The sequence below is a fragment of the Nocardioides sp. NPDC000445 genome, assembly GCF_040300245.1.
In the GTDB taxonomy this organism is placed as follows: Bacteria; Actinomycetota; Actinomycetes; order Propionibacteriales; family Nocardioidaceae; genus Nocardioides.
In genome coordinates, this window is sequence record NZ_JBEPDH010000028.1 from 44,171 (window position 1) to 59,620 (window position 15,450).

General features: G+C 71.2%; 19 protein-coding genes and 1 pseudogene. 3 read left to right on the top strand and 17 right to left on the bottom strand.

Going from position 1 to position 15,450, the window contains the following annotated elements; all coding sequences use genetic code 11:
- Positions 1 to 135 precede the first annotated feature (135 nt).
- Positions 136 to 414, top strand: coding sequence for an HU family DNA-binding protein (locus ABT304_RS27980; protein WP_160023086.1), 279 nt, complete (start codon positions 136 to 138; stop codon positions 412 to 414).
- A 94-nt stretch (positions 415 to 508) separates the two neighbouring features.
- On the opposite strand, the gene ABT304_RS27985 is transcribed toward ABT304_RS27980, so the two are convergent.
- From ABT304_RS27985 to ABT304_RS28030, 10 genes and pseudogenes are all read right to left on the bottom strand, one after another.
- The gene (locus tag ABT304_RS27985) at positions 509 to 1,900 is read right to left on the bottom strand and encodes an ABC transporter ATP-binding protein (protein WP_350720312.1); all 1,392 of its coding nucleotides are present in this window, start codon (positions 1,898 to 1,900) and stop codon (positions 509 to 511) included.
- Entirely contained in the window at positions 1,897 to 2,724 is an 828-nt protein-coding gene (locus tag ABT304_RS27990) for an ABC transporter permease (RefSeq protein WP_350720314.1), read from the bottom strand. Before ABT304_RS27990 ends, ABT304_RS27985 begins: the two co-directional genes overlap by 4 nt.
- Positions 2,721 to 3,680 (bottom strand): ABC transporter permease, encoded by a 960-nt coding sequence (locus ABT304_RS27995; RefSeq protein ID WP_201451002.1) that lies wholly within the window; start codon positions 3,678 to 3,680, stop codon positions 2,721 to 2,723. The genes ABT304_RS27990 and ABT304_RS27995 overlap by 4 nt, the downstream gene beginning before the upstream one ends.
- A pseudogene (locus ABT304_RS28000) lies at positions 3,677 to 5,217 on the bottom strand (ABC transporter substrate-binding protein). Before ABT304_RS28000 ends, ABT304_RS27995 begins: the two are co-directional and overlap by 4 nt.
- A 142-nt stretch (positions 5,218 to 5,359) precedes the next feature.
- The gene (ykgO, locus tag ABT304_RS28005; protein ID WP_160023080.1) at positions 5,360 to 5,482 is read right to left on the bottom strand and encodes a type B 50S ribosomal protein L36; all 123 of its coding nucleotides are present in this window, start codon (positions 5,480 to 5,482) and stop codon (positions 5,360 to 5,362) included.
- A 6-nt stretch (positions 5,483 to 5,488) separates the two neighbouring features.
- Positions 5,489 to 5,725, bottom strand: a complete 237-nt coding sequence (gene rpsR, locus ABT304_RS28010; protein WP_336737662.1) for a 30S ribosomal protein S18 — start codon at positions 5,723 to 5,725, stop codon at positions 5,489 to 5,491.
- Between the two features lie 13 nt (positions 5,726 to 5,738).
- A complete protein-coding gene (gene rpmF, locus ABT304_RS28015) occupies positions 5,739 to 5,915 on the bottom strand; it encodes a 50S ribosomal protein L32 (RefSeq protein WP_350720317.1) in 177 nt (58 codons plus the stop codon).
- Positions 5,916 to 5,945: 30 nt separating this feature from the next.
- A complete protein-coding gene (locus ABT304_RS28020; RefSeq protein ID WP_350720319.1) occupies positions 5,946 to 7,064 on the bottom strand; it encodes a CobW family GTP-binding protein in 1,119 nt (372 codons plus the stop codon).
- A gap of 82 nt (positions 7,065 to 7,146) precedes the next feature.
- Entirely contained in the window at positions 7,147 to 7,407 is a 261-nt protein-coding gene (locus tag ABT304_RS28025; protein ID WP_160023074.1) for a type B 50S ribosomal protein L31, read from the bottom strand.
- Positions 7,408 to 7,486: 79 nt separating this feature from the next.
- Complete coding sequence (locus ABT304_RS28030) at positions 7,487 to 8,044, bottom strand: helix-turn-helix domain-containing protein (protein ID WP_350720321.1); 558 nt, start codon at positions 8,042 to 8,044, stop codon at positions 7,487 to 7,489.
- Between the two features lie 72 nt (positions 8,045 to 8,116).
- Between ABT304_RS28030 and ABT304_RS28035 the strand changes: the two genes are divergently transcribed.
- Entirely contained in the window at positions 8,117 to 9,670 is a 1,554-nt protein-coding gene (locus ABT304_RS28035; RefSeq protein ID WP_350720323.1) for an FAD-dependent oxidoreductase, read from the top strand.
- Positions 9,671 to 9,830: 160 nt separating this feature from the next.
- Here ABT304_RS28035 and ABT304_RS28040 read toward each other — a convergent pair whose 3' ends face one another.
- The 5 genes from ABT304_RS28040 to rpmB form a co-directional block, all read right to left on the bottom strand.
- Positions 9,831 to 10,370, bottom strand: a complete 540-nt coding sequence (locus tag ABT304_RS28040) for a hypothetical protein (RefSeq protein WP_350720324.1) — start codon at positions 10,368 to 10,370, stop codon at positions 9,831 to 9,833.
- Between the two features lie 7 nt (positions 10,371 to 10,377).
- Complete coding sequence (locus ABT304_RS28045) at positions 10,378 to 11,100, bottom strand: TIGR03943 family putative permease subunit (protein ID WP_350720326.1); 723 nt, start codon at positions 11,098 to 11,100, stop codon at positions 10,378 to 10,380.
- Positions 11,101 to 11,179: 79 nt separating this feature from the next.
- Positions 11,180 to 12,166, bottom strand: coding sequence for a permease (locus ABT304_RS28050; protein ID WP_350720328.1), 987 nt, complete (start codon positions 12,164 to 12,166; stop codon positions 11,180 to 11,182).
- A gap of 154 nt (positions 12,167 to 12,320) precedes the next feature.
- Positions 12,321 to 12,626, bottom strand: a complete 306-nt coding sequence (rpsN, locus tag ABT304_RS28055; protein ID WP_350658705.1) for a 30S ribosomal protein S14 — start codon at positions 12,624 to 12,626, stop codon at positions 12,321 to 12,323.
- Positions 12,626 to 12,862, bottom strand: coding sequence for a 50S ribosomal protein L28 (gene rpmB, locus ABT304_RS28060; protein ID WP_350720330.1), 237 nt, complete (start codon positions 12,860 to 12,862; stop codon positions 12,626 to 12,628). Before rpmB ends, rpsN begins: the two co-directional genes overlap by 1 nt.
- Before the next feature lie 116 nt (positions 12,863 to 12,978).
- On the opposite strand from rpmB, the gene ABT304_RS28065 reads away from it, so the two are divergent.
- Positions 12,979 to 13,392 carry a Fur family transcriptional regulator gene (locus tag ABT304_RS28065; RefSeq protein ID WP_160023058.1) on the top strand — a complete coding sequence of 138 codons (414 nt, stop codon included), beginning with the start codon at positions 12,979 to 12,981 and terminating at the stop codon, positions 13,390 to 13,392.
- Position 13,393: 1 nt separating this feature from the next.
- On the opposite strand, the gene ABT304_RS28070 is transcribed toward ABT304_RS28065, so the two are convergent.
- Positions 13,394 to 14,830, bottom strand: coding sequence for a PepSY-associated TM helix domain-containing protein (locus tag ABT304_RS28070; protein WP_350720332.1), 1,437 nt, complete (start codon positions 14,828 to 14,830; stop codon positions 13,394 to 13,396).
- A gap of 79 nt (positions 14,831 to 14,909) precedes the next feature.
- The gene (locus tag ABT304_RS28075) at positions 14,910 to 15,434 is read right to left on the bottom strand and encodes a cell division protein FtsQ (protein WP_350720334.1); all 525 of its coding nucleotides are present in this window, start codon (positions 15,432 to 15,434) and stop codon (positions 14,910 to 14,912) included.
- Positions 15,435 to 15,450: the final 16 nt, after the last annotated feature.

A 15,450-nucleotide genomic window follows, 5' to 3' on the forward strand; every position in this document is an offset into this window, starting at 1 on the left:
GAACCCCCGCAGAGCCCGTAACCACGCGGAACACGCGGCGCGTGAAGGTTGAAGATCCGTAGGACTGGCCTACGCTGGCGACGAGCCGCATCTCGTCAACCTTTGCGGCTCTGATCAACGATTAAAGGAGATCGCATGAACCGCACCGACCTGGTGAGCGAAATCGCCAAGCAGGCCGAGATCACCCAGACGCAGGCTTCCGCCGCCCTGGGTGCCGCCATCGAGGCGATCAGCGCGGCCGTTGCCAACGGCGACAAGGTCACGCTGCCCGGCTTCGGTACGTTCGAGTCGCGCGAGCGCTCGGCTCGCACCGGCCGCAACCCGCAGACCGGCGCCGAGATCAAGATCCCGGCCTCGAAGGGCCCGGCGTTCAAGGCCGGCTCCGCTTTCAAGGAGCGGGTCGCCAAGGGCTGAGTCCCTGGACACCTAAGAAAGGCCGGGTCCTCATGACCCGGCCTTTCCCTTATTTGACGACTGCTCTCGGAGGATCGTCCTCAGCGGAGAGCTCTCAGAGCGCGACCTCCCGGTCCGCGACGGCAGCCGACAGGTCGGTGTCGTGGGTGACCAGCAGCAGCGCGGCCCCGCTCTCGTCGATCGCACTCATCAGCGCGTCGACGGTCTGCTCCTGGGTGACCAGGTCGAGCCGCGAGGTGGCCTCGTCGGCGAAGACGAGCGCAGGACGCGTCAGCATCGCCCGCACCACCGCGATCCGCTGCAGCTCACCGCCGGAGACCTGCCCCGGTCGGCGGCGCAGGATCTCGTACGGCAGACCGAGCCGCTCTAGCGACGCACGCACCTCCGCCTCGCCGACACCATGGCGCCGCATCACGTCGCCGAGCGCCTTCTCCAGGCTCACCTGCTGCGGGAAGGAGAGCGCCGGGTCCTGATAGAGCTTCTGCAGCCTTCCCCGGCCCACCCCTTCTCCGTACGTCACCGACCCCGCGTCGAGCCGGGTCAGCCCGAGCAGCGCGTTGCCGAGCGTCGTCTTGCCCGCACCGCTGGACCCGGTGATCGCGACCCGCTCACCGGCCCTGATCTCGAGGTCGAGGCCGTCGAAGACCGGCCCGTGGGCGTACGCCTTCGCGAGCCCCGAGGCGCCGACCAGGAGCTCGCTCCCGCCGGGCGCCCGCGAACGCATCCAGGGGTGGTCCCAGCGCGAGGGCTCGGCGGCCAGCAGGCGCCGGGTGTAGTCGCCGGTGGGCGCGACCAGCACCTCCTCGGCCGGCCCGGACTCGACCACGGCCGACTCGCGCATCACCATCACCTCTCCCCCGAGCCGGCGGGCCAGGCGCAGGTCGTGGGTGATGGTGAGCAGCAGGCCGCCCTCGTCGAGGTGGACGAGCAGCAGGTCGGCGAGCCGGTCGACCGACGCCCGGTCGAGGCCCTTGGACGGCTCGTCGAGGATCAGCAGCCTGGCCCCGCCGATGGTCGCCGCGGCGTACGCCGCCCGCTGGGCCATGCCGCCCGAGAGGGTGTGCGGGTAGGCACCGCCCGATCCGGCCAGCCCGACCTGGCCCAGCCGGTGATCGGCGGCCTGCGATGCGGAGACGCTGCGGGGCGACCAGCCCGGCGCGCCCTCGGCGACCTGGGCGCGTATCCGCATGGTCGGGTCGAGCGCGAGCGCGGGCTCCTGCGGAAGGAGGGCGACCTCGCGGCCCCACAGCTTCCGCCGGCCACCGCGGTCGGCGAGGTCGAAGGACTCGTCCCCGATCGTCAGCGACCCGATCGCAGCCAGCTCGGGCGGCAGCGTACCCATGAGCGCGTGGGCGAGCACCGACTTGCCCGAGCCGCTCTCGCCGACGATCGAGAGCGCACGCCCGGCCTCGATCCGCACCTCGGGTACGTCGGCGAGGACCAGCGATCCGGTGCGTACGACCACTCCGGTGGCTTTCAGGTTCATCGCCCCTCCTCCGGGGATCGCAGGCCGAGCAGGCAGACGGTGAGCAGGAACAGGACCCCGACCGGGGCCAGCGGCATCCACGGCGCCGCGTCGTAGAACGGGAACGACTCGGTGATCATCAGGCCCAGCTCCGCACGCGGCGGCTGGAGGCCGACCTTGACGAAGCCGAGCGTCGACATCGCCAGGATCGAGGTGACCATGCCGAGCGAGGTCAGCGTCACGAGCAGCGGACGCAGGGCCGGCCACAGATGGCGACGGACGACGTGGGTCCAGCCGAGCTGCAGCAACCCCGCCGCCTCCACCGCGGGTGAGCCGAGCACCAGGGCGCTGCGTGCCCGTACCACCCGGAAGAACTCCACCCACTGCACCAGCGCGAGCCCCACGTAGAGCGCCACCATGCTCCCGGGCGCGGCGAGCGCCGAGACCAACAGCACCACGAGCAGCGCCGGTACCGCCACGAAGGCCTCCGAGACCGAGCGCAGCAGCGCGTCGACCCAGCCACCGAACCAGGCCGAGGCGACCCCGGCGACGCAGCCGAGCACCAGCGCGGTGGCCACGCACACCAGTGCGAGCAGCAGCGAGACCCGGGTGGCGTGCGCCACCCGGGAGGCGACGCTTCGCCCGTAGTCGTCGGTCCCGAGCGGGTCCGACAGCGACGGCGGCTGCAGGTAGCGAGCCAGGTCCTGGCTCGCGGGGTCGGGCAGCACCAGCGGCCCGACCAGTGCGAACACGGCGATCAGGACCAGCCCGCCGACAGCGGCGATCCGGCTCCACGACCGCTGCGGCCGCTTCCCCAGCGTCTGTTCCAGCATCAACATGCTCATGCCATCACCGCCCGTCCCCGCGGCCGCGGGTCGAGCCAGGCGACGGCCAGGTCGACCAGCGTGTTGACCAGCACGATCAGCAGCGCCAGCACCAGCGCGGACGCCTGCAGCACCGGGATGTCACGCCAGAAGACGGCGTGGACCAGCGAGTGGCCCAGCCCGTCCCAGGCGAAGAGGCTCTCCACGACGACGACTCCTTCGATCAGCACGACGAACTGCACCCCGAGGTACGGCACCAGCACGACCGCCGCGTTGCGCACCACGTGTCTGACCAGCACCCACCTCTCGGCCAGTCCCTTGGTCTGGGCGAACTCCACGTACGCCGAGCCGCGGACCTCCACCACGGCGTCCCGGGTCACCCGCGCGATGAGCCCGGAGAGTCCGAGCCCCAGCGTCAGCGCGGGCAGCACGATGCTCCCGCCGCCGTGCCCGACCGCCGGGAAGAGTCCCAGCTGCGCGGAGAGCACGATCATCAGCAGCAGCCCCAGCAGGAACGGTGGCACGGCACGTACGCCGGCGACCCACAGCGACGCGAACCGGTCGGCGATCCCGCCCGGCCGTCGGGCCGCCACGACCCCGATCCCGGCACCCAGGACCACCGCGATGACGATCGCGAGCCCGGCGAGCTGCAGCGTGCCCGCCAGGTAGAACCCGACCTCCTCGAGCACCGGCTGGGAGGTGACCAGCGACCGGCCCAGGTCGAGCTGGAGGAGGTCGACCACCCACGCGCCGAGCTGCTGCCACAGCGGCTGGTCGAGCCCCAGCTCGTCGCGCACCTGGGCGGCCGCGGCCGCGTCGACCATGTCGTAGCCGTAGCGCCCCGCCGCGATCCGGTAGGCGATGTCCCCCGGCAGCCGCTGGGTGATCACGAAGCAGAGCGCCGATACGCCGACCGCCACCGTGACGGCCTGCGCCGCCCGCCGGACGAGGACGCCCCCGACGACCCGCGCCCTCACGACGCCAGCTCGACGTCGGTGATCCGCCAGGTGGTCTCGAGGGAGTCCAGGACGAAGCCGTCGACCCGGTCGCTGACCGCGGCGTTCATCCGGTACCACGCGACCGGGACCAGCGGCAGCTGCTCCTGAGCGGCCCGCACGATCGTCTCGCGGTGGGCGGCGCCCTCGGCGCCTTCGGCTCCCGTCGTCAGCGCGGCCACTGCCTCCGCGACGGCGGGGTCGCTCCAGCCCATGGCGCCCCAGTCGGACCCACCCTCGCCGAAGGTGTCGGCGACGGTCGGCAGCGGGTCGGTGACCAACGCGAAGAACTGGGCGACGAGCGCCATCTGAAGGGTGCCGTCGGCGTGCTTGGCCGGGATCTCGCTGGAGTTGGAGACCTCGACGTCCACCTGCACGCCGACCTTGGCGAGCTCGGCCTGGATGGCGGTGGCCAGCGCCGGCAGCTCGGGCCGGTCGGGGTAGGTCAGCAGCTCGAGCCGCAGCGGATCGCCGTTCTTCGTGAGCGTGCCGTCGGCGCCGGCCTTCCAGCCCGCCTCGGCCAGCAGCGCCTTGGCCCCCTCGGCGTCGTAGGCCAGCGGCTCGAGGTCGGCGTCCCAGTCCTTCAGGGTCGGCGGCATCAGCTGGGTCGCGGCGAGCTCCTTCTCCCTCAGCACCGCCTCGGCGATCGCCTCCCGGTCCAGCGCCATGCTGATCGCCTGCCGGACGCGTACGTCCTTCAGCGCCGGGTCACCGGCGTTCATCTTCATGTGGATCGTGCGGGGCTGCAGGGTCGAGATCATGTCCACGCCGTCGGTCTTCTCGACCCGTTCGCGACCTGCCGGTTCGAGCCCAAAGACCACGTCGGCCTGGTCGCTGGTGGCCATCACCGCGCGGCTCTCGGCGCGGCCGACGGCCTGGAAGGAGACCTTCTCGACGTCGGGCTCCTCGCCACGCCAGTCGGCGACACGTACGGTCTCGATGCGGGAGGGCATCTGGATGGTCTCGATCCGGTAGGGCCGGTGCCGATGACGTCCTCGACCTTCCCCTCCTCGTCGTAGGCCGAGGGGGCCAGGATCGCGGTGCTGTAGTGGCTGAGCACCGCGGGCAGGGAGACGTAGGAGTCGGCGAGCTCGATCACCACCGAGCCGCCCTCCGCGCGGATCGCCTCGACACCGACGTCGGCCAGCGGGCTGGCAGCCTCGGCCTCGACCTTCTCGAGAACGGCGACGACGTTCTCGGCGGTCATCGGCTCGCCGTCGTGGAACTCGGCGCCCTCGACCAGGTCGAAGGTCCACGTCCGGTTGTCGTCCTCGGCTGCCCACGCCGTGGCCAGGCCGGGTGCGAGAGCGCCGTCGATGTCGGCGGTCACCAGGGTCTCGGTGACCTGGAGCCGGGTGAAGAAGTAGCCGTCCGCGGACGACTCGAGGCTGTGCAGCTCGAACGGTCCGGCGATGCGCAGCGTGTCGGCCGGGCTCTCGGATCGCGAGCCGCAGGCGGTCGCGGCGAGGACGACGGCCGCGAGGACCGCGACGCCTCGCAGGTGGGGGCGGATGTGCATGTTTGCTGCCTTCCAGTCAGGTGACGTCGAACCCTAAATGAGAATGATTCCCATCTGCAACTTGGCCGGCGGAGACCCCACAGACAGACGTCGGCCCCGCAGCTCACGGAGCTGCGGGGCCGAGGTTCAGAGCGAGCCGGACTCAGCCCTGGCGCGCCTTGAGGCGCGGGTTGCGCTTGTTGATGACGTAGACCCGGCCGCGGCGGCGTACGACCTGGGAGCCGGGCTGGTTCTTCAGCGACCGGATGGAGTTGACGACCTTCATGAGGATCTATCCCTTCGTGCTCGTATAGGGCAGCAGCGCGACCTCGCGGGCGTTCTTGATCGCCTTGGTCACCGCGCGCTGCTGCTGCGGGGTGAGTCCGGTGACTCGGCGCGAGCGGATCTTGCCGCGGTCGGAGATGAACGTACGCAGCAGCTGCACGTCCTTGTAGTCGACGTAGGTCACGTCCGGAGCCAGCAACGGCTTGCGCCGCTTGCGGACGGTGGACGGCGGGCGCTTCGGCATGCGGTGGTTCCTTTCAATGGAGCTTGGCGGGATCGACGTAGCCGCGCTGGACCGCGCGGACCAGGCGGCGGGGCACGTCATAGCTCTGGCCGTCGACGGTCACCGGCACGAGCGCGACCGGGCTCGCCTTCCAGCTCGAGCGGCGGTGGCGGGTGTTGCTGCGCGACATCTTGCGCTTGGGTACGGCCATGGCGGCCTCCTTCGGGGTGGTGGATGCGATTCAGGCGGCGCGGCCGATGGGGCCGAGCCAGTCCTCGAGCCCGTCCCAGGACTCCTCCCAGATCTGGCCGCGCTGGGCGATCTCCTGGTCGGTGAGCAGGGCACGCTCGAAGGCCCGCGGGATCTCGTCGGCCTCGTCGTCGATGCCGATCACGACGATCCGGGTGAGCCGCTCGGCGCGACCCCACTTCTGGGTCGAGCCCACGCTCGCCTGGCCACCGGCCCCGTCCCAGACGCAGATGTCGTCGGGGCGCGTCGGCACCCAGAAGCAGCCGCGCGAGCGGCGCGGGCCACCGCCGAGGAGCTCCAGCTCCTCCTGGAACCGGACCGGGTGGATCGGGCGCTCCGAGCGCAGGTCTAGCCGCCAGGCGCCACCTTCGGGCAGCGGCGGCAGCGCATTGCGGCGCACCTCCGCGACCCAGGCCTCGACCGCGTGGTGGCGATGCACGCCGGCGACCAGGCCGGTGGCGTCCAGGAGCGAGGGGTCGGTCACCACCGGCGTACCCGGCCGGGCGAGCGTCGCGACCAGCGACTCCTCCTCGGGATCGGGGACCTCGGTGATGCTCACGACGTCGGCGTACTCGACGATCGCGCTGGCAACCTCGGCGACGCCGCGCCGGTCGTCCTCGGAGGTCGCCAGCCCACGCTCGTCGAGGAGGTCGGGGCCGAGCAGGTCCTCGGCGACGGTCGTACCCTCGAGCGCCGCGACGACGGCCGCGATCGAGATGTGCGGAGCCATCCGCGGAGCCCACGCGAGCACCCGGCAGACCTGGATCGCCTCGGCGGCGACCGGAAGACAGGCCACGATGCTCCCCCAACGACCCTGGGCCGCCAGGCGCTCGAGCGTCGGCACGATGTCCTCGCGGATCGCACAGGCCACACAGGCGTGGGCGAGGTTGATCTCCTCGTGCTCGATCACGCCGGTCAGGTCACTGACGACGCGGGTGAGGAGCTGGCGCTCGGGGTCGATGACGTGGCGCACCATGACGGCGTCGGGGAGGCCGAACTGGAGCGAGATGGTCGCCGAGAGCATCGCGCTCTCCGCGACCCCGCTCACCAGGATCACCGGTGTCTTCGGACGGGAGAGGTTGCGGGGCGACCGCGGACGGGGCGCGCTCATCGCGCCACCTCCGTAGCGCAAGCGCCAGGATACGGACGCGGCGCGCTGAGATTCTCGATGATCGCTCGCTGACGCTCGCTCATCAGCCGCGCCCGTAGCGACGCTTGAACCGCTCGACCCGTCCCTCGGTGTCGACGACACGGCCGCGTCCGGTCCAGAACGGGTGGCTGGCGCTGGAGACGTCGACGTCGACGACCGGGTAGCTCTCACCGTTCTCCCAGGTGACCCGCTCGTGGTCGTCAGCGAGACGCTCGAGGATCGTCGACTGCATCAGGAAGAGCTTGTCTGCCGAGCGGTCGCGGAAGACGACCGGCCCGGAGACGGGGTGGATGCCTTGCTTCATGGGGACCTCCCGCTGTGGTTAATGATAACGGTTCTCATTCTACACACAGCGTCACGCCCCGCTCACATCGAGGCGAGACTCACCCCTCGGCGGTGTGGGTGTGCATGCGTACGCCGTCGCTGTTGAAGATGCTCAGCACCTGCGCCGGGCGGGACCCGGTCGCGAAGATGGCGTGCGGCACCCGGGTGTCGAACTCGGCCGCCTCACCGCGGGTCAGGACCAGGTCGCGGTCGCCCAGCAGCAGCCGAAGCTTGCCGGAGATGACGTAGAGCCACTCATAGCCGTCGTGGACCCGCGGCTCCGGCACCTCGGTCACCGGCTCGTAGGTGATCTTGAAGGTGTGGACCGGCGAGCCCTCCGGCGTCAAGGGCGCGATCTCCATCCCGTCACGGCGGATCACCGGCCGGCGCACCCGCGGATCCGGGACCGACGGCGTCACCAGGCTGTCGAGACCCACGCCGAGGTGGCGGGTCAGCGGGATCAGCAGCTCCAGGCTCGCCTGCCGCTTGCCCGACTCGAGCCGGGACAGCGTGCTCGGCGACATCTCCGCCATCGCGGCCAACTGGTCCAGGGTCCATCCCTTGCTGTGCCGGATCGCCCGGATCCGTGGGCCGACCTGCTTGAGCTCGTCGATCATGTGCTCCACCTCGCATTTGCCATTTCAGCAAGAACCCTTGCCGTTCTTTCATTGTGCCACTGAACTGGAAGCATGACCCAACACACCGAACACTTCGACGCGATCGTCATCGGCGGCGGTGCCGCCGGCCTCTCCGCGGCCCTCATGCTCGGCCGCTCCCGCCGGCGGACCCTCGTGGTCGACTCCGGCCTCCCCCGCAACCGCTTCGCGGCCCACATGCACGGCGTACTCGGCCACGAGGGCATCGACCCCACCGACCTGCTGCGCAAGGGACGTGAGGAGCTGGCTGCGTACGACGTGGGGATCCGTCCCGGCCGCGTTGCCCGTCTCGACGAGACCGAGCACGGCGTGAGCGTCCTCCTGGAGGACGGCGAGCGGCTCACCGGCCGGATCGCGATCGTCGCCACCGGCGTCACCGACGAGCTTCCCGACATCCCCGGCCTCGCCGAGCGCTGGGGCGCCACCGTCCTGCACTGCCCCTACTGCCACGGCTGGGAGGTGCGCGATCGGCGGATCGGTGTCCTGACCACCTCACCGCTCGGGATGCACCAGGCGCAGCTCATCCGGCAGTGGAGCGACGACGTCGTCGTCTTCACCGCCGGACTCGGCCCGCTAGAGGAGGCCGACGAGCAGCGGCTGCTGTCGCGCGGGATCACCCTCGTGACCTCTCCGGTCACCGAGGTTCTCGGCGAGGGCGACCAGGTCACCGCGGTGCGTACGGCCGACGGGAAGGTCACCGAGGTCGGCGCCATCTTCACCGCCGGCACGCTGCGGCCGCACGACGGCTTCCTGACCCACCTCGGCCTCGACCGCTCCGACTCGCCGGTGGGCAGCTTCCTCGCGGTCGACGCGACCGGCAAGACCAGCAGCGACCGGATCTGGGCGGTCGGCAACGTCTCCAACCCGATGGCCAACGTCCCGATCAGCATGAGCGCCGGCACCATGGCCGGCAGCGTCGTGAACATGACCCTGGTCACCGACGACTTCGACCGTGCCCAGGCCGGCCAGGCCGCGGTGGACTTCTGGCAGGAGAGGTACGCCGGCAGCGACCGGATCTGGTCCGGCAAGGTCAACACGGTGCTCGGTGACATCGCCGCGGGCCTCGAGCCCGGGACGGCGCTCGACCTGGGCTCCGGGGAGGGCGCCGACGTGATCTGGCTGGCGCAGCAGGGCTGGAGGGCCACCGGGATCGACATCTCCGAGAACGCCGTCACCCGCGGACGCGAGGCGGCGCGGGCCGCCGGGCTGAGCGAGGATCAGGCGAGGTTCGTGGTCTCCGACCTCTCCTCGCCGGCCGACCTCGACGGGAACTACGACCTGGTCACCGCCAGCTTCTTCCACTCCCCTGTCGAGCTGCCGCGCACCGACATCCTCCGGCGCGCGGCCGAGCTGGTGGCCCCGGGCGGACACCTTCTGGTCACCTCCCACGCGGCCGCACCGCCGTGGGCCGACGCCGCCGCGCACGAGCACCGCTTCCTCGACGCCAAGGAGGAGCTGGCCGAGCTCGGCCTGCCCGAGGAGAGCTGGGAGACCGTCGTCCTCGAGCACCGGCACCGTCCCGTGACCGCCCCGTCCGGCGAGGAGTCCTCCCTGGAGGACGCCGTGGTCCTGCTCCGTCGCCGGTGACTCGGCCTGTATCGCGGTGGGGCATTTTCCCGCCATGGCGGGAGAATGCCGCGCCGCCTCGAGGTGGGCCTCGGCAGATTCCCGCCATGGCGGGAATCTGCCGCCTCCACCGGAGCACAGCCCCCGCAGAACGCCGCCATGGCGGGGTTCTGCCCGTCAGCTACGCCGCTCCGCAGCTCTCGGTGAGGAACTCGCCGAGGCGCTCGTAGGCGAGGTTCTGGGCCTCGCCGCGCTCCAGCGGGTCCTCACCGCGGCCGGTGCGCAGAGCGTCCTCGACCATCATCCGTACGCCCTCGACGGCTGCCGCCGGCGTACCTTCGGGAACGCCCATCGACTGCAGGCTCGTCGCGGCCAGACCGAGCGCGGTCTCGTTCTCGTCGTTCGGGGTGGACATCTGGGTCGCGTGGGCGTTCGCCATGGTCTGTACGGCGCCGCAGAACTCCTCCAGAGACGCGACCGGACCAGCCGTGACCGGAGCGGCCGACGAGGTCGCGGCCGAGGGGGCGGAGGCCGCTGGCGCGTCTCCACCGCCGAGGTCGCGGGTGAGCACCACGACGCCGATCGCGACCGCGATGAGCACGCCGACGATCAGAGCACGCGGCGGATGCGGGAGCCGGTCGTACCAGGTCGGCTCACGCTGCGCCTCAGCGCGGCGGGCGGGGTTGCCGGAGCGTCTCGGGTCACTCGGGGCGCGACTCACTGGGCGCTCACTGGTAGGTGTTGGCCGGCGCCTCGCGCGGCTCGACGGAGGCAGCCTCGATGGCCGTCTCCGACTTGCCGCCCGGCGCGGTGCCCTCGACCCAGCGACCGGTGACCGCGACCCAGGAGTCGCGCTCCGGGGCGTCGTCGTAGTCCTCCACCCGCACCCGTGAGGCGCTCGCGTCGGCGGCGCAGCAGGCGATGGCGATGCGGGTGACGTACCAGTTGCCGTTCTCGTCGGTGCTGACGAAACCGGTCAGGCGTACGTCGCGGTCCTTGATGGTCGCGCCCTCCTCGACCCCGGCACGCCACATGAACTCGGCGACCTCGACGTCGACCGGTCCGTCGGAGGCCGGCAGCGGCAGGATCTCGGCATCCGGGGCCGCGGCGACCGGGTCGTCGGCCCGCCGCTCGGCGAGGTAGGCGCCCAGGGACGGCGGGCTGGCGACGAAGACGATCACGCCGGGCACGATCGCCAGCCAGGTCATCGCCGGGACCTTGTGGTCGTGGGCGGCATGGTCGTCGCCGTTCGCCCCGTCCTCTCCGCCATGGTCGTCCGGCGCGGGACGCAGCAGCATCCACACGGTCAGCCCGAGCAGCACCACGCCGGTGGCGACCAGCGGCCACTTCATCCAGCCCGTGACGTACCTCAGATAGCCGTCGCCGAGCGAGAGCCGCAGCAGGACGGCGCCGAGGAACCCGACGACCAGAGCCTGAGTTGTACGAGTCACGCGGTCACCTCCGTAGCGCACGCGCCGTCGTACGGACGCGACCGCGCGTTGATTATCTGGTTCACTCGCTGACGCTCGCTCACAGGAGCCACCATCCGATGCCGACGGCGGAGGCGACCGCCGTGATGATCACCAAGGGTACGAAGCGCAGCGCGAAGCCCATCCCGAACTGGCCGGCCTCCATCGAGGCGAGCTTGATGTCCATCGCCGGGCCGACGACGAGGAAGACCAGCTTCGCGGTGTCGGAGAAGGCGGTGAACGAGGCAGCGACGAAGGCGTCGGACTCCGAGCAGAGCGCGACGATGAACGCGAACAGCGCCAGCGTGGCGATCCCCAGCACCGCCTGACCGGCGACGGTGTTGACCACCGAACGGGGTACGAAGGTGTTGACCGCCGCGGCCAGCATCGCGCCGAGCACCAGGAAGCCGGAGGCGTGCAGGAAGTCGTGGCTGACGTTGCCGAGGAACGAACGCCCGTGGGCGTGCTCGTCGCGGCCCAGGTTGGTCAGCCGCTCGAGCAGCAGCTTGCCGCGGGCGAGCATGATCCAGCCGACCGCCACCGCGGTGATCAGCGACGCCAGGAAGCGCGCCAGCACCATCACCGGCTGGCCGGGGAAGGCGACCGCGGTCGAGACGAGCACCGCCGGGTTGACCGCGGGCGCGGCCAGCAGGAACGTCAGCGCGACCGCCGGCGCCACCCCGCGGCGGATCAGCGAGTTGGTCACCGGCACCGCCGCGCACTCGCAGCCCGGCAGCCCGATCCCGGCCAGGCCGGCGACCGGGACGCCGAGCGCCGGGCTCCTCGGCACGATCTTGCTCAGCGCCTTCTCCGAGAGGAAGGTCGAGATGACGGCGCTGAGCAGCACGCCACCGAGCAGGAAGGGAGCCGACTGCACCACGATGGCGACGAAGATGGTGCCCCAGGTGTTGAACAGGTCATGGTCCAACAGCGGCAGCAGCCAGCGCTGAGAGAGCAGGATGACGAGCAGGACGATCGCCACGACCTCGGTCTGCCCCAGCCTGAACCCAGACTTCTCGGCTGCCCGCACTGGGGTCTTCGTACTCATGCCGCCGCCTCCGTCGAAGGGAAGGAATGGTACGGACGCGGCGGCCTGAGGCCTACCGTCGCTCGCTTGCGCTCGCTCATGGAGCGTGTGTCTAGCACAGCCCGATGACACCCGGGTTGCGCCTCGCCGACTCGGAACGATTCTCGTTAGGAACTCACCAGCTGGACTTGGTGATCCCCGGCAGATGGCCCTTGTGCGCGAGCTCACGGAACCGGATCCGGGACACTCCGGCCTTGCGCAGATAGCCCCGCGGCCGGCCGTCGACCTGGTCGCGGTTGCGTAGGCGTACGGGCGAGGAGTCGCGCGGCAGGCGGGACAGTGCGCGGACGGCTTCGGCCTGCTCCGCCGAGCCCGGCTCGGCGGCGCGGATGCGCTCCTTGATCTCAGCCCGGCGTGCCGCGTACCGCTCCACGATCTCGCGGCGCTTGGCCTCGGCCGCGATCTTGGACTTCTTGGCCATCAGACCTTCTCCCCTCGGGCGAGCATCTCGGCGACCACGGCGTCGATGCCGCGTACGTCGATCCGCTTGATCGCGTTGGTGCTGAGCCGCAGCGTGACCTTCCGGCCCAGGCTGGGGACGTAGTAGGTCTTCTTCTGCAGGTTCACCTCCCAGCGTCGCCGGGTCGCCTTCTTGGACCAGGGGCGGTTGTTGCCGAAGCCGGGGCGGGCTCCGGTGACCTGACACGTGCGGGACATGGCAGCCTTTCGTCTTATTGGGAATCGTTCCCATTATGGCACAGGCGCCGGATGCGGTGTCATCGACCGCCCTGCTGGACACGGGATCCATACCGATACCGACTAACATGGCGCCCATGGCACCAACCCAGCAGGTCAAGCGGCGCGCAACCAACCAGGGCGCCGCGGTGAAGGAGGCTCTCGCCGCCGAGGACACCTTCCGCAGCGCGCAGGACGTCTACGCCACGCTGCGAGCCAACGGCGAGAAGATCGGTCTCTCCACGGTCTACCGCCACCTGCAGATCTTCGTCGACGACGGACTCGCCGACGTGATCCACAAGCCCGACGGTGAGTCCACCTACCGGCTGTGCGGCGACGCCTCCACGACCCATCACCACCACCTGGTGTGCCGCAGCTGCGGCAAGGCCGTGGAGATCGAGGGCCCGGCCGTGGAGACCTGGGCCGACAAGGTGGCGGCGCAGAACGGCTTCACCGACGTCAACCACACCGTGGAGATCTTCGGCCTCTGCGCCGCCTGCGCCGCCTCCTGACTCAGCTGCGTCGACGCACCGCTCCCAGCGCGGTGTCGATCAGGCAGAACGCGACCAGGCTGATCCCCAGCAGCGGGACGAACCAGCCGACGAGCGCGGTCACCGCGATGCCGCCCACGAGCACGGGCACCGGCAGCCGGCGCCAGGCGCCGCGCGGCACCGGCCGACCGAACCGCAGCCGGCTCGCGCCGCGCGGACGCCTCAGCCACCACATCCGGTAGCCGAGCACGGTCATCACGATCAGGCCGATCGCCAGTGCCGCCAGCACGATCTGGTTGACGATGCCGAACAGGATGCCCATGTGGGCGCCGATGACCCAGTCGGTCAGCTTGGCCATGACCGGCCAGTCGGCGAAGTCGACCCGGTCGATCATCTTGCCGCTGGCGGGGTCGACGCTGATCGCGTCGTAGCCGGTCGGCCAGTCGCGCTTGTTCTCCGCCGCCGTCCATGCGCTGGCGCCGTCGGCCGGCGGAACCAGGTAGAGCGGATCGCCCAGCCCGGCCTCCCGCGCGGTGGCAAGGACCCCGTCGACACCGGCCCCGTCGGAGAAGACCGCATCCGGGTCACGGGAGCCTGCCGTAGCCCCCGAGGCGCCGTGGTGCGCGTGCTGGTCCGCGGCGCCGCCGGTGTGCAGCGAGGTCGCCGGTGTCGGCTCGGTCCACGACAGCGCGGTACGCACCTCGCCGATGTTCGCCCCGGCGAAGCGGGACCAGGTCAGTCCCGAGACCGACAGCGCCAGTACGCCCAGCAGGACCCACACGCCGATGACGGCGTGCCACGACATCACCCGGGAGCGTCCGGTGGCCGCCGGATCGGGCGTGAGCAGCCGGCGGGCCCGCCGCTCTCGGCGTCCTCGGCCGATCCACAGCATCAGCCCGCCGAGGGCGACCACCCACAACCAGCTCGCGGCGAGCTCGCTGTAGTGACGCCCGAAGGCTCCCAGGTGGAGGTTGCGGTGCAGCTCGTCGAGCCAGGCGCGGAAGCCGAGCCATTGCCCGTAGCTGCGTACCTGACCCTCCACGCCGGCGGTGTAGGGGTTGACGAAGACCGACATGGCGTAGTCGTCGGGCACGGTCTCGTCGGTGAAGACCACCCGCGTGCTGCGGTCGACGGCGGGCGGCACGTCGACGCGGAGGATGTCACCATCGGGGTGGCTCGCCCGGGCGGCGGCGACCTGCTCGGCGAGCGTCGCCCGATCGCCTGACGGGGTGACGTGGGTCAGGTCGTGGTAGGCGATCTGCTCGACCTGCGGGGCGATCGTGTAGAGCAGCCCGGTCACCGAGGCGACCAGGATGAACGGGGCGACCAGCACCCCGGCGTAGAAGTGCAGCCGCAGTACGAGCGGGCGGATCATCGGCCACCAGCCGAGGCTGGCGCCCGGCGCCTGCGTCTGTGGCTCGGCCGGCGGTGCGGTCTGGGACTGGGTCGGAACGGACATTCGAGGTTTCTCTTCTCGCGAATCTTCGGGTACGCAAGACAGCCACCGGGGCTCACCCGGTGGTGCTCGCAGAGGGATCTCAGAGGCCGGCCGGCCTCGGCGGTCCCCTTCGCGGAGAGACATGGGCCCACAGGGCCGGTCGCGGGACGAGCTGCTCAGCCTCGGCGAGCAGGCGGCCGGCGACCGCGACCCACGGCGTCGGGAGGCTGCGTACGGCCACGGCGAGGGCCCGGCGGTGAAGCGCCCAGACGACGACCGAGAGCACCGCGGCGCAGGCATGGGCCAGGAGCATCGCGACGCCGTCTGCGGAACCGAGCGAGGTGCCGGCAGCGTGATGGTGCTCGGCGCCGGGCACCGCGGCGAACGCCACGAAGACCTCGTGGAGACCTAGCTGGGACAGCCCGGCCAGGACAGCACCGGCGAGGAGCCCGACCCGGCGCTGCAGCACCACGACGCCGGTGCCGAAGACGGCCACGGCCGCCGCGGCCAGCCAGCCGGCGCTCGGCAGCGCACCGCCCGCGGCCAAGTGGGCCAGGGCCGCACCGGTCATGATCTCGAGCGTGGCGAGCAGGGAGAGCCACACGCTTCCGCGTGTCGGTCTCACCACTCGCAGCTCCACG